Genomic DNA, 14,631 nt, shown 5'->3' with positions numbered 1-14,631 from the left:
AGCTTGCAAATGATTGTCCTTTCCTTCATTTCTCTCCTATTACGAAGATTTTAAACAGGTTCTAAGAGTATAACTTGTGAAATCGTCTTCCCTATAGATTAAAGAGTTACACTGCTTTATATGTGATGCTATCCACTCTGCATAGTCCTGATGATCGGTTGCAATGAATATTTCCCCTGTTATAAGTATTTTTTTGCTAATAAATTTAAAAATTCCGTATTAATTAATCGTCTTTTATTGTGACTTCTTTTTGGCCATGGATCTGGAAAGAGAATAAAGAATCTTTCAACACTGTTATCAGGAAAATTTGCAATCAATTCTCTTGTATCTTCTGTCCACATTAAAATATTTTTTATGTTCTGTATTTCTATGTTTGTCAGCAAGCGAGAAACCCCCTTTAAGTAGGGCTCACATCCTATAAATGATAGATCAGGTTCATTGAGCACCTGGTAAAGCATATTTTCACCGTTGCCAAAGCCTATTTCTACCCATATTCTTTTTTGTGGATTTACAATTTTCTCTATAGATTCCTTGCTGTTTTGAATAGAATATTTTTCCAATATTTCATCAACATCAGGTTTTAGCCTGGACCTTCTGGAGAACGATCTAATCCACTTGCTATTCTTAAATAGCATATTCTTGATACATATATAATTTTCTCACTATATTTTATATAGCTTAAACAATTCTCGAAATGAGTTAATGAAAAATTACTTGTCAATAATTGTTAATATTATATAATATATGAGTTCTAATAAAGTTTAAGTTAAAGGTATGAATAATAATAATCCAGTCGTAAATCTACCGGTTACTATCAGAAGGCTATCATCAAACAAATTTATAGAAGAGATATGTCAAGGCCAATTTGAGGATCAAGATAATACCTTGTTTGAAGATTCTTTTGTTAACAAAATTAAAGAAGGAGATGTGGTAGAAGGTGTAATTACAAGAATAAACCCTAACGACGTTGTGGTTGATATTGGTTTAAAATCTGACGGGAGAATTCTGATCAAGGAACTCGGTTGTAATGATGAGGTCATTATTGGCTCGAAAATCAGAGTTTATGTGGAAAGAATTGAAGATTATCATGGTAATGTTGTTCTTAGTCGTGAAAAAGCAATTAGGGACGAAAAATGGAATAAGTTGGAAGAAGATACAGTTACAAGGGCTGAAGTAAGCGGAGTTATTAAACGCTCAATTAAATGTGGCTTTATTGTTGATCTTGGTGACGGAATAAGCGCTTTTTTACCGCTGAGTCATGTGGATTTGAAGCAAGTAAAAGATGCGAAGCACCTTATTGAAACTGAACAAAAGTTCATCGTGCTTAAAATGGATAAGAAGCAGGGCAATATTGTAGTATCAAGAAAGCTGGTGTTAGAAAAATTGCACGCTGGTGAAAAAATTAAATTTTTAGAATCTTTAAATGAAGGCGATATAATAGAAGGGAAAATAAAAAGTATCACTCATTACGGTGTATTTGTCGGTATTCATGAATCAGATGTAGTGGGAGTTATAGATGGATTGTTACATATTACAGATATCTCTTGGAGTAGGGTAAGTCATCCGTCTGCAGTTTTTACTTGTGGTCAGACTATAAAAGTTAAAATTATAAAAATAGACAAGGAAAATGCTAAAATTTCCTTGGGTGTGAAGCAGCTAGAAGATAGCCCTTGGCAAGATGCAGAGTCAAAATATCCAGTTGATAGTGTGCATAAGGGTTATGTAACAAGCATAGAAGATTATGGATTATTTGTTGAGCTTAGACCTGGAATTGAAGGTTTAGTGCACTCGTCAGAAATAACTTGGGTTAAGAGTAATTTACCAGTTAGTAGTCTCGTAACAAGGGGACAAGAAGTATATGTGAAAATTCTCAGTATTGACATTGCTAAGAGTAGGATGAGTTTAAGCATGAAAAGGTGTGTAGACAACCCTTGGCAAGTATTTATCAATAAATATCCTCCTGGTTCTATTGTTTCTGGTGAAGTGAAGAATAATACCGGCTCATATGTATCTGTTGCTTTCGGTGATTCTGAAATAGATGAGAACGTAGAAGGGACAATATACGTGAAAGATTTTAGTTGGTCTAAAAATGGTTCAGATGAGATAAAGAAGTATAATGTGGGTGATAAAATGGAAGCAAAAGTAATAAGGGCTAACGTGAATCGGGCAAGAATTTATCTTGGAATAAAACAAATGGAGTATGATCCTCTTGAAGAACTGATAAAGAAAGTTAAGGTAGGTGATAAAATACAGGTTATTGTAGGTAAGAGAGAAGATAATGGACTAGTCGTTGAAGTTGAGAACGATGTAACCCTTCTAATAGATCAAGAGCATTTACCAGAGAATAAAAAATTCTCTATATCAGAAAAAATAGAAGTTGAAGTATTGGGTGTTGAAGAATATGACATAGCATTATCTGCTAAGTAATAAGGTTTACTTATTTTGGCTTCATATAAATGGCAACAAAGTCTGATATAATAGCGAGGGTAGCAAAAAGGCATCCTTTTTTAGATAAGATTGTTATAGCAGCTATAGTTGATAGATTTTTTGGGATACTTTCAAGCACATTGAAACATCATAATAGAGTTGAAATTAGGGGGTTTGGTTCTTTTTCAGTTAGAAGTTATAACTTGAAAGAAACAAGCCATTTAATGTTACAGAAGTTTACAAAGAATCAATACTTTAAAACATATTTTCGTAGCAGTAAAAAATTATCTGATTTGATAAATGAATAAAAATTTATACCATAAATAAGATGAAAGTAGGGGTTTGAGTTTATACTGTACGATAGAAATTTTTAGCACCATATGCAAGTAGTAGAAATAGTTATACGTAATAACACATATAAAATATCTTGCGAAAGTGGGAAGGGGAATCATTTATTACGCCTTGCTAATAGTTTTGACAAGTTAGTTAGTTCTGTATCTCAAAAAACTGGAGGTAGGGGTTCGGATGCATTAAATTTCTTACTTGCAGCACTAATTCTTGAGGATAAAATTTTAGAATTAACAAAGCGATTAGATGAAGTAAATCAAGAGCGCGAAAAGTATAGAAACGAGAAAAGAATAGAATATACTGAGGTACTAGATAAGGTAAATAAGATTATCACTAATCTTGAGTGCATAAAGGATTAGCTTCAATAAAGCAAGCAATTAAATTGACTACCTGACTATTCAAGCCAGGAGGGAGGTTTGTCTTACGAGTTATGTAACAATATAATTCGTAATCATCAAGATCAACTATTTTTTCGTATTCGATTAGTTCGCTTAAGGAAAATTTATCAAGATATTTCAATGCGAAATGCCCTAAAAGTATATCGGTTTCTTTGCAACCCCTATGCCAGCTTCTATATATTAATTTTCTTCTGAGTAGTGAGGTATCTGTCATTACAATTAAACTTTTTTTAATTTAAAAGTTAAACTAAATACTTGTCAAGCGAGGCGCATTTTAATATACTTAACATTTTGTTAAGATCTAAATATACAGGTGGAATTAATTTCTAATCTTATCCATCAATTTAGCGATGGAATATATTATTTTTTATCATTTTCTTTAATAATTTCTGTCATAGTATTCGTACATGAATATGGGCATTATGTTGTTGCCAAAGCATGCAAAGTTAAAGTTGAATCTTTTTCCATAGGTTTTGGTCCTGAAATTTTTGGTTTTAACGATAAGTCTGGAACTAGATGGAAATTAAGCGTTGTTCCATTGGGTGGTTATGTTAAAATGCTAGGAGATACTAATGCAGCGAGTGTCCCAGCTGATCAACAAGAATTAACGGAAGAAGAAAAATTGTATTCATTTCATACAAAACCGCGTCATAAAAAAGCAGCAGTAGTTTTTGCAGGGCCTTTTGCAAACATGGTATTTGCTGTTATAGCTTTTACAATATTTTTTAGCATAGCAGGTTATTATCGCACTCCACCGGTGATTGAAAATGTAATCGAAGGTAGTGCAGCTAAGCAAGCTGGTTTGTTGCCAGGTGACACTATTACACAAATCAATGAGCATAAAATAAAATACTTTGAAGATATTTCACGTGTGATAATGTCGAATCCTAAAACAAGAATGGAGATTGAGTATGGCAGAAATAATGAGAAGCACAGCACCAGTTTAACTCCATTAATAATCAAGGACAAAGACGTTTTTGGCAACACAATAGAAAGAGAAACTATAGGGATTATTTCAGTCAATACATTAAAGCAGTCGTCTTTTCTTGGGGCTGTGAGCTTATCAGTAAGTGAAACTTACCACACTATGTGCTTAACGATCAAAGCTCTCTTTCACATTATTGTTGGTAAAAGGAGTATCAATGAAATAGGTGGGCCAATAAAAATCGCAAAGTATTCAGGGCAATCAGCTAAAAAGGGGGTCGTTATGGTTGTGTATTTCATGGCAATTATTTCAGCTAATTTAGCTGCAATTAACTTGCTGCCAATACCACTGCTAGATGGTGGGCATTTATTTCATTATATCATAGAAGCGGTTATACGTAGGGATTTAAGCTTGAAATGTCAAAAATATGCAGCTATTTTTGGTGCTTTAGTGTTGTTTTTGCTTATGGCAACTGGAATGTCAAATGATATTAGGGATCTTTTTTGAAATAAAATATGAAAAAGCTATTTTATATACTGGTAGTGGTTTTTATTTCTTTTCCTGCCCTGCTTGTTGCTTTAGGAACTGCGGAAAAAGTGCAGGTGAAAGATGTCAAATGTATTGGTAATGAGAGGGTAAGCAACCAGACAATAGGGTTCTATATAAAACTAAAATCTGGTGATTATATAAACGACGATGATATAGACTCAATTATAAAAGATCTATATAAAACAAAGTTATTTGCTAGTGTTAATGCTTACATAGATGATAAAAAAAATTTAGTAATAAAAATTCAAGAAAATCCACTGATTAACAAGGTAGTGTTAAAAGGCAATAAGTTATTTAACAGCAAAGAGCTGCTAAGTAATGTGATTCAATCAAAGTCGCTAACTATTTTAACTGAAACAAAATTGCAAAACGATTTAGTGAATTTAGTCACTACTTATAGAAATAACGGTAAGATTGGTGTTAAAATTGAATATGACCTGAATAAGCTTGATGGCAATAGGGTCAATCTAATTTTTAAAATAAAAGAAGGCAAAACCTCTAAAATTAAGGATATGAGATTTATAGGCAATAAAAACTTTTCTGAAAATGAGCTAGAGCAAGTTATCAAAAGACATAGTAATGACATATTTAGTAAGTTATTTAGAGCTATTTTTAAAGGCGGAAATCATTATTCACCGCAATATCTATTGATTAACACAGAATTGCTCAATCATTTTTATTCATCTAAAGGATATATTCAAAATAATATTCAACCAATTGTTGAGGTTGATAATAACAATCAAACAGAGTTAACTTTTTTGATTGACGAAGGACAGCAGTATTTATTTGGAAATAATGAGGTTAATATTGAAACTGAAATTCAGGATTTGAGCCTAAAAGAAGAAATATTGGATTTTATAACAGAGGAAAACGATAAGATATTTAATAGAGTTAAAATTAATAATACAGTAGAAAAAATAAACAAATATTTAAATGAGAAAGGATATATATTTGCAAAAGTTAATCCAGAGTATGCACAACGTGACAATGTTGTAGATGTAACCTACAGAGTGCTGCCGGGTAAAAAGATTTATATAAATCAAATTACAATTGATGGTAACGATCCCACTTTAGATAAAGTGATCAGAAGTAAGCTAAGTGTAGCAGAAGGTGATGCGTACAATATATCTGAGATTCAAAAGTCACGTAAAAAACTAATGAGTAGTGATTTTTTTGAAACAGTGAAAGTAAATAGTTATGCAGTTAATGATAATGCAGTAAATCTTGACTTAAGTGTTAAAGAAAAAAACACTACTTCGTTGTATTTGGGAGGAGGTGTGTCTCTTCCTGGTGGAGCATTGATTAAAATTGACCTCAAAGACCGTAATTTATTTGGTACTGGAAAAGAGCTCTCTTTTGCTCTTGAAAAAAGTCAATACGTATTTTCTACTGATTTAGAGTTTGTTGAAAATAATTTTAACGATTCTGATACGTCACTAGGTATGGGTGTATTTTATGAAAAACAAGATAAACCAAACACTACTTTTGATAGTTGCGATATGGGATTTTTTACAAAGTTATCATATAAAGTCACAGAGAACTTAACTAATTCCCTTCACTATTCTTATAAGTATAATCATATACACATGGATAATAAGGGTGGACAAGACACCGATATCTCTGAAATAATACTGGACCGAAAAGGTAAACATCAGATTTCATCAGTGGGATACGCGTTGGCATATAATAAACTGGATAATCTATATGCTCCAAAAGAAGGGTATTTACTGCGCTTAAGTCAGGATATTTCAGGATTGGGAGGAAACGTGAATTTCCTAAAATCTGAATTCTTATCTTTTTATACGCACCCTATATTAAGCAAAATTGACGATGATATAACGCTACGCTTTAAGATGGCGGCAGGTCATATTTTTTCTTATACTGATGAAAATCTAAACATTGGCCAGCATTTTTTTAAAGGGGGTAATGAGATTAGAGGGTTTGACCTTTCCGGTATTGGACCAAGAGCAGAAGACAAAAATAAAAGCTCATTAGGAGGCAAAACTTATTTTAATCTAACACAGCAAGTGGATTTTCCTCTACCAAAACTATATGACTATGCTGGTATCAAAGGCTCACTATTTGTTGACTATGCAACACTTTTTGGCTTAGATGATAAAGATAAGAAGTATGAAGGGAAATACTACGATAGCGAGCTTGTGAGAGTGTCACCAGGTTTTGGCTTTTCAATGCTTTCTCCTTTTGGTAGACTTAGATTGGATTTCGGGTTTCCTTTAGTAAAGGAATCTTATGATATAATACCATCACCAAATGTTAAATTTTCTATTGAAGCGGGGATTTGAATGAAATATATACAGTTATCTATATCAGTTATTGCTTTAATTATTTCCTTATTTGTGGGGTATAAGTTTGTAGGATATCAACCTCAGAACACAAAAGCTGCAATTATCGATAGTGACAAAGTCATCAATGAATCTCTTGCTCTGCAAGATATACAACAACAAATAAAGGAGCAGAATTCTAGATTACAACAAGAATTTGAAAGTGAGTTAGAAAAACTTAAGCCATCAAAAGAAGAATTTGAACTTTTGTCAGAAGAAGCAAAAAAAGAAAAGACAGAACAGTTTAATAAGCACACTGTAAATACTAGAGATAATTACGCTAAAAAAATGTTACATTTAGAAGAAAGCTATAGAGACGCAGTAGAGAGTGTTTTTAACAAGATAAAAGAAGTCGCTAAAAAAACGGCAGAAAAAAACAACATAGATTTGGTACTATTTATTTCAAAAAAGAACCAAGTTTTATACTCCATGGATGAAGTTGATTTATCAGATGTGGTATTAAACAATATAAACAAGAAAATACCTGAATTTGCTTTGAAAGGCATTGAGTAGGCTTATGCAATTTAATATCAGTGATATTATAAAAATATTACCACATTCTTATCCGTTTCTCTTAGTAGATAGAGTTATAGAGTGTGATCCTGGTAAAAGTATAAAAGCAATCAAAAATGTGACTTTCAATGAGCCATTTTTTATTGGCCACTTCCCTGGTCATCCAATAATGCCAGGAGTCTTGATAATTGAATCTCTAGCTCAGGCATCTGCTATATGTGTTCTAGGTAAAGAAACAATAGAAAATAAAGTTGTTTACTTGAGATCCATTGAAAATGCAAAATTCAGAAAGCTAGTTACTCCAGGGGACACATTGATTCTTCAAGCTAACATTCAAAGTGTGTGTTTAGGTGTACACAAATTTAGGTGTATTGCATCTGTTAGCGAAGAAAAAGTTGCAGAAGCAACAATCTCAGCAGTATTGCAAAATAAATAAAATCTTCATCTGTAAGAAACAGCATGTACACTGTATAGTATAGCAATGAAGCTCAATTTCAACATCTCATTTTCTAATCTATATACTCGCAATGGATTAATAAAATTAGATGAGACATTTTTGAATTATATCAAATCATGTGATGAGAGCTTGTTTTGTTCATTAATTGAAGCAAGAGAAAAAGCAGCTTCTTCTTCAATGTCATCCCAGTGTCACCCCCCGTCATCCCAGTGCTTGACACTGGGATCTAGAAAACAAGAAGGACGGTCAGCTACTTGGATGACAGATAGTCAGTTAATAGTAGACCTCTCATATTTACTTGATGAATTTATTGCAAAACTTTTCAATGTTGAAAAAGAAATAGAGGAGCTAAAGAAAAAGCACAACGACTTTGCTGTAATATATAAGTGCAAAAGATTATTTGTCCAACGCTATGCATTGAAGAAATACACTAATGTGGCGAATATAGATATTACTAACAAACTAAGTCATTTTCTCACTTTGCCAACAACAGAAAAAAATTTTGCTGAGCAGGTGATGCATTGGTTTGAAGATAAAGAAAATCACAAAGAAGAAATAGAACTTGCAGCACAATATGCAGTGTGGAGAGTAAAAAATAAACAGAGTATATTATTCAGTATTCATAAAAAAATCGACCACGAAAACCTCATACCATTTTCTAAAAAAGAAGTGGACAAAGTTGAAGTGCTGTATTCAAATGAAGTAAAAAGACGATACGGTTTTGATCTAACAAGCAAAAAGGTGAGTTTGAATAAAGCACTAGATAATGCTCACTACTGCATATTTTGTCATAAGCAAAGTAAGGACAGCTGCTCAAAGGGGCTAATTAATAACGACAATACTTTTAAACAATCTCCACTAAAAGTTGAACTGCACGGCTGCCCACTAGAGCAGAAAATATCAGAAATGAATCTGGTGAAAAGCGAAGGGTACAGCATAGCAAGTCTTGCAATTGTGATGATAGATAATCCGCTATGTGCAGCCACTGGGCACAGAATATGCAATGACTGCATGAATTCGTGCATATATCAAAAACAAGAACCCGTAAATGTGCCAGCAATTGAAACAAGGATTCTGGATGATGTGCTCAGTTTACCGTACGGATTTGAAATATATTCTCTGCTCAGCCGTTGGAATCCTTTAAATTTTCAGCGTTCATTGCCAAGAGAAAACACCGGAAAAAACGTTCTAGTTGTAGGCCTTGGTCCTGCTGGTTTTAATTTAGCTCATCATTTGTTGAATGATGGGCATAACGTTATCACCATTGATGGACTAAAGATTGAACCTTTGATCGATAATTTCCAGCTAATTAAAGATTTCAAACACGAAAAATTGAGTGAACGCACGGCAGGAGGGTTTGGTGGGGTGGCAGAATATGGTATTACTTCTCGGTGGGATAAGAATTACTTAAAGATTATTAGATTACTGCTGGAAAGACGTGAGCATTTCGCACTTTATGGAGGCATTCGTTTTGGTGGCACGATTAATGTTGATGATGCGTTCAACTTGGGTTTTGATCACATCGCCCTAGCACTTGGCTCTGGTAAGCCACGAATGATCAAAATAAAAAACATACTAGCTCGTGGAGTGCGTATGGCATCTGATTTTCTGATGTCGTTACAACTGACTGGCGCTCTTAAATTTGATTCTATAGCAAATCTGCAAGTTCGTATGCCGATAGTTGTCATAGGGGCGGGGCTTACTGCGATTGACACTGCCACTGAAGCTTTAGCGTATTATCCAATTCAAGTAGAAAAATTTCTTCTTCGTTATGAGATATTAGTTGATAAGTATGGAAAGGACTGTGTTGAAAAAGATTGGACAGAAGAAGAACGCGAAATTGCGAATGAGTTTATATCGCACGCACAATTGATCCGAGAAAAGCAAAAGTTAGCAAAAAAAGAGAGTAGAGAAATAAAAATATTAGAGTTAATGCAGAGCCTCGGGGGAGTGAAAGTTATATATAGAAAAGAGCTAAAAGATTCACCAAGTTATCGATTAAATAGCGAAGAGGTGCAAAACGCATTATCAGAAGGGATTTACTTTATTGAAAACTTAGAGCCAGTTGAAGTTGTGACGGATAAATATAACCATGCTGAATTAATAAAACTGATAGACACAAAATCCGGCGAAATCAAACGTATAAAAGCACGTTCCATTTTTATAGCAGCAGGTACTGAGCCAAATACAGTTATTGCAACAGAAGATAAAAAGCATTTTAAATTAAGTAATGGGTATTTTACTCATTTGAATTCATCAGGAAAAGAAATAGGCCCAATATTTTCTCCTAAAATGCCAAATAAAGATAGAATATTAGTGTATAAGCAAGGCAATAAAACAATCAGCTTTTTTGGTGATCTTCACCCTTCGTATAGTGGCAGCGTCGTGAAAGCTATGGCAAGTGCTAAAAACGGCTACCCTATTATTTCTCAGCTTTTGAGTGGAGTTAATAGCTTCGTTTCTGTCATTCCAGTGTGTGATGTTGTGGGCCAGAAAAAAAATGCGTGGTCAAGTGTTGAAGACCTGGCTAATAAAGAATTATTTAATAGAATCAAAGAGCAATTCACTGCAAAGGTTATAAAAGTTCAATATTTAACGGACAAAGTTGTGGAAATAGTGATCAAAGCACCACTTGCGGCAAAGAATTTTAAGCCTGGGCAATTCTTTAGATTGCAAAATTTTGAAACCAATGGCAGAAAAGCCAATAATACAAACCTTGCTATGGAAGGTATAGCCGTAACCGGCACTGAAGTAGACAAAAAAAAAGGAATTATTTCCACTATTGTGCTGGAAATCGGCGGCTCCACTAATTTATGCAGACACTTAAGAGAAGGCGAGCAAATAATTCTTATGGGCCCAACTGGCAGACCTACTGAGGTTTACTAAATCTCAATATTAAAGTGATGCCAAATTTTATTTCAAAAAGTAAATAATTTACTAACGCTCGTGCACAAATTAAAAATAAATTATGCACGAGTGTAGCGTTATGAATTAGGAGTGCTATATTAAAAGCTTACCTCACTATTAAAGCTATCGGTCAGATTAGATTAAAAACCTAATCTGACCGGTTTCTCTATAACCCTCTAAACTCTGATATAATTATATGATAATTAGTTTAATTAGTGGTTAATATGCAAATTGATTTTATTCATATATTGAGATAGCATAAACCATATTGGTTTTAATTATTGTGCAACTTTATAAATCGTCACTGTTACTTCTACTGACTGTATTAATAGTTATAGTCCTAAAATTACCTGAAAATTTGAGCATTGCAGTAAATTGGTCTCTCCCAATTCTAGATTTTGATTTATCTTTTCGTACCATACTAATATCTTTTTTATCAGTTGCATTTTTAGCTGTTCTACCAGCACAAAATTTGACTTTTTCAAAGATGCTATCTTTTGCTGCTTACACTATTAGTTCACTTTATGCAGTTTTATCTGAACATATGATATTGGTTATAATATTCTGTGAATTAATGACCATCAGTGCATTTTTTATTATCGCAGCTAGCTGTAGAGATGGTGGACCTGCAATAAGGTACGCTTGTGTACACTTTTTCGTTGGAGTTATATTAATAGCAGGATTGGCACTTCAAAGCACTAACCTGATAATTTTGGGTTTATTGATAAACTGCGCTTGTTTTCCTTTTTCATTTTGGGTTGTTGATGCATATCCTGCTGCATCGCTACATGGCACCACATATCTCTCTTTATTTACCACTAAAGTCTCTTTTTTAGTGATGCTTTTACACACTTATAACCTATGGCAAGATTGTACTGAAATATTAGCGCTTGTAGGCGCCATCACTGCAATTTACAGCATTATATTTGCTTCTCTTGAGCAAAATATTCGCAGATTTTTATGCTATAACGTTGTAGGACAAATGGGCTTGCTGATTATTGCAGGAAGTTTGCTCAGTCCTTCGGAAAAAGCAATACCAATTTTGATACTGCATATAATCTTCTCTCTTGTTTATCAATCATTATTGTTTGTGGTCAGTAATTCGATTATTTCACAAACAAAAACAATTAGTTTTAATGGAGTGGGTAAACTGATGTCAGTGGAAGGCATGTGTGCTATAATCGCAATACTTACAATGGCTGCATTTCCTGGAACCGTTGGATTTATCAGTAAATCATATATCACAGCTGAAATTGAAATGAACACTGTTGCCTTAAAAGGGTATAAAAATTTATATAAGCTTCTAAATTTGCTGCTTCATTTAAGCGTGGGGCTAAAGTTTCTTTATTACTTATTTATTGCAAAAAGTAAGTCAAAACCTTTAGCAGAGAGAGGAGGCAAAATGGCTATGATTATTTTAGCATTTATATGCGTAATTGCTGGCAATCCTTACTTACCTATTTACAATAAGCCTTCAATTTTTAATCTTGCGTACAACACAAAAAATATTTGGTCGCAATTTAATTTATTACTATGTACCACTTTATTGTTTATTCCTTTACGCAAGTTATTTTACCCGAGAGTAAATTTTAAAATGGATGTTGATTGGATTTTTAGAGCTTTCATACCCTATATTATCTTGCTGTTCAATCAGTTAGTCTCTAAAACTAGAGAAATGTTTGCCAGCGTAGTGCAAAACTTGACTAATCCACTTGTTGGTTTATACTTTAATAATATTACTAAACTTAAAGAAGTGCTGAGTTATAACTCAGTGAGTTTTGTTTCAGCTTCTTCTCTCTTTTTGATGAGTATTCTGCTAATGCTATTATGTTTAAATCGTTAACTGAAAGTTTAAATTCTGTATTTAGTAAACTGAGAGGAAAGTCAGTCATTTCTGAAGGTGATTTTAATCTTGCCATGCGTGAAATACGCATAGCCTTAATTGAAGCTGACGTTTCACTTGAAGTTGCAAAAAAATTCATCAACGACATTAAAGATAAAGTGATTGGGGAAAAAGTCATAAAAAGTGTTTCTCCAGCACAAATGATAATTAAAATTGTACAGGATAATTTAGTTGCAGTTCTCGGATCAGAGAAAAGTGACTTAAATCTAGCAGTTAAACCCCCTGCTGTGATTATGATGGTGGGCTTACAAGGTGCAGGTAAAACAACTACCTCAGGAAAGCTTGCTTTAAAACTAAAAAAGCAAAAGAAAAAAGTGATGCTTGCCTCTTTAGACATTTATAGGCCTGCTGCCCAGAAACAACTTGAAGTGCTAGGTAAACAAATAGATGTGCAAACTTTACCTGTAGTAATAGATGAGAAGCCCATTACAATTACAAAAAGGGCAATAGCAATAGCAAAGAACGATAATTATGATGTATTAATACTAGACACTGCAGGCAGGCTTCATATTGACAATAATATGATGAATGAGTTGAAAGACGTAAAGGAAATAGCTTCACCTGCAGAAGTTATTTTAGTAGCCGACGCAATGATAGGCCAGGATGCGGTCAACATTGCCAAATCATTCAATGAGGTAATAGGTGTAACCGGCATTATTCTCACCCGTGTTGATGGTGATGCACGTGGTGGTGCTGCTCTTTCTATGAAAATGATCGCCGATTGTCCAATTAAATTTATTGCTTGTGGTGAAAAATTAAGTGACCTCGATGATTTTTATCCCGATAGAATTGCAAAAAGGATACTTAGCATGGGTGATGTTGTATCATTGGTTGAAAAAGCTGCTGAGATTGTTGGTCAGGGAGAAATTGATAAGTTACAAAAGAAAGTGAAAAAAGGTAAATTCGACCTAAACGACCTAGTGGGAATGTTAAAAACTCTGAGTAAAATGGATGGCATTAGCAACATAATGAAATTCATTCCTAGTTCATTTACAAAAAAGCTAAGTAGCAGTGTGCCAGATGACAATAAAGTGAAAAAATATATAGCCATCATAAACTCAATGACTGAAAAAGAAAGGCAAAATCCAGATATTTTAAATGGCAAAAGAAGACTTAGAATTTCTAAGGGGTCCGGAACAACTGTAACTGACATTAATCTTCTAATTAAGCAGTATAATCAAATGAGCTCTATGGTAAGTAAGTTCAGTAAAGTTGACCATAGTAAACTCAAAGAATCTGATTTGATGGATATGCTAAGCAGAAAGTAAGTCAGCAGGTAGTGGAATGAGACAAATCATCAGTAAACCTTTAGCTATATCAAAAGCGGCTTAGGTCTCGCAAAAAAATTTACAGCTTCTTGCTAGCCAAGAAATTTATTATTAATTTTAAGAAATACTATAGCTGACCCAAGCAACACGTCATACCGCCGCGGTATCTCTAGATCCCGCTAACACGTAGCGGGATGACGAGGCTTACCTTATCGGATTGTTTCAACACGTCATACCGCGATTCATTCGCGGTATCTCATCCGCTAACAAGAGATCCCGCTAACAAGCAGCGGGATGACGAGTTACTATACCGCTGCGAACCGTCATACCGCCGTGGTATCTCTAGATCCCGCTAACACGTAGTGGGATGACGATTGTCAGGGTAGCTGTCATCCCAGTAGCCTCTTTCTCTTGTCATCCTAGTGCCCTGACTACTTGGATCCAGAAAAAAGAATGGTGTCATGAAAGTAGCTGACACTGGTCTCCATCCAAAAGGGTGTCATCCGAGTAGCTTGACTACTTGGATCCAGGAAACTTAATTGCAAGTAATGCATTGGGTTTGGTGAGTATGGGTTTTGCGTTATAGAATGAAGC

11 protein-coding genes and 1 pseudogene are annotated in these 14,631 nt (G+C 34.0%); 10 read left to right on the top strand and 2 right to left on the bottom strand.

Annotated features, from left to right (window positions below):
- Nucleotides 1–63: 63 nt before the first annotated feature.
- Nucleotides 64–635 (bottom strand): annotated as a pseudogene (trmB, locus tag OZD63_RS04820) (tRNA (guanosine(46)-N7)-methyltransferase TrmB); the annotation flags it as partial.
- Between the two features lie 139 nt (nucleotides 636–774).
- On the opposite strand from trmB, the gene OZD63_RS04815 reads away from it, so the two are divergent.
- From OZD63_RS04815 to OZD63_RS04805, 3 genes are all read left to right on the top strand, one after another.
- Complete coding sequence (locus OZD63_RS04815; RefSeq protein ID WP_275008274.1) at nucleotides 775–2,427, top strand: 30S ribosomal protein S1; 1,653 nt, start codon at nucleotides 775–777, stop codon at nucleotides 2,425–2,427.
- A 29-nt stretch (nucleotides 2,428–2,456) separates the two neighbouring features.
- On the top strand, nucleotides 2,457–2,735 hold the full coding sequence (locus tag OZD63_RS04810) for an HU family DNA-binding protein (protein WP_010963035.1): 279 nt from the start codon (nucleotides 2,457–2,459) through the stop codon (nucleotides 2,733–2,735).
- 72 nt (nucleotides 2,736–2,807) lie between these two features.
- Nucleotides 2,808–3,134, top strand: a complete 327-nt coding sequence (locus tag OZD63_RS04805) for a cell division protein ZapA (protein WP_275008272.1) — start codon at nucleotides 2,808–2,810, stop codon at nucleotides 3,132–3,134.
- Here OZD63_RS04805 and OZD63_RS04800 read toward each other — a convergent pair.
- Nucleotides 3,109–3,387 carry an FAD assembly factor SdhE gene (locus OZD63_RS04800; protein WP_274979657.1) on the bottom strand — a complete coding sequence of 93 codons (279 nt, stop codon included), beginning with the start codon at nucleotides 3,385–3,387 and terminating at the stop codon, nucleotides 3,109–3,111. The genes OZD63_RS04805 and OZD63_RS04800 overlap by 26 nt on opposite strands.
- 99 nt (nucleotides 3,388–3,486) lie before the next feature.
- On the opposite strand from OZD63_RS04800, the gene rseP reads away from it, so the two are divergent.
- The 7 genes from rseP to ffh all read left to right on the top strand — a co-directional run bounded on the left by rseP (nucleotide 3,487) and on the right by ffh (nucleotide 14,037).
- On the top strand, nucleotides 3,487–4,605 hold the full coding sequence (gene rseP / locus OZD63_RS04795; RefSeq protein ID WP_275008270.1) for an RIP metalloprotease RseP: 1,119 nt from the start codon (nucleotides 3,487–3,489) through the stop codon (nucleotides 4,603–4,605).
- Between the two features lie 8 nt (nucleotides 4,606–4,613).
- Complete coding sequence (bamA, locus tag OZD63_RS04790; protein ID WP_338062917.1) at nucleotides 4,614–6,950, top strand: outer membrane protein assembly factor BamA; 2,337 nt, start codon at nucleotides 4,614–4,616, stop codon at nucleotides 6,948–6,950.
- Nucleotides 6,951–7,502, top strand: coding sequence for an OmpH family outer membrane protein (locus OZD63_RS04785; protein WP_274979660.1), 552 nt, complete (start codon nucleotides 6,951–6,953; stop codon nucleotides 7,500–7,502).
- 4 nt (nucleotides 7,503–7,506) lie between these two features.
- Nucleotides 7,507–7,938 carry a 3-hydroxyacyl-ACP dehydratase FabZ gene (fabZ, locus tag OZD63_RS04780; protein ID WP_065094742.1) on the top strand — a complete coding sequence of 144 codons (432 nt, stop codon included), beginning with the start codon at nucleotides 7,507–7,509 and terminating at the stop codon, nucleotides 7,936–7,938.
- 45 nt (nucleotides 7,939–7,983) lie between these two features.
- Nucleotides 7,984–10,845 (top strand): FAD-dependent oxidoreductase, encoded by a 2,862-nt coding sequence (locus tag OZD63_RS04775; protein WP_275008267.1) that lies wholly within the window; start codon nucleotides 7,984–7,986, stop codon nucleotides 10,843–10,845.
- A gap of 304 nt (nucleotides 10,846–11,149) precedes the next feature.
- Nucleotides 11,150–12,709: a proton-conducting transporter transmembrane domain-containing protein gene (locus OZD63_RS04770; RefSeq protein ID WP_274980144.1), complete on the top strand. Its 1,560-nt coding sequence runs from the start codon at nucleotides 11,150–11,152 to the stop codon at nucleotides 12,707–12,709.
- Nucleotides 12,694–14,037: a signal recognition particle protein gene (ffh, locus tag OZD63_RS04765; RefSeq protein WP_274980143.1), complete on the top strand. Its 1,344-nt coding sequence runs from the start codon at nucleotides 12,694–12,696 to the stop codon at nucleotides 14,035–14,037. The genes OZD63_RS04770 and ffh overlap by 16 nt, the downstream gene beginning before the upstream one ends.
- Nucleotides 14,038–14,631: the final 594 nt, after the last annotated feature.

It is taken from the genome of Wolbachia endosymbiont of Drosophila leontia (assembly GCF_028981785.1).
In the GTDB taxonomy this organism is placed as follows: domain Bacteria; phylum Pseudomonadota; class Alphaproteobacteria; order Rickettsiales; family Anaplasmataceae; genus Wolbachia; species Wolbachia pipientis.
Note: the sequence above shows the minus strand (reverse complement) of the source record. Positions and strands in the feature narration are given on the sequence as shown.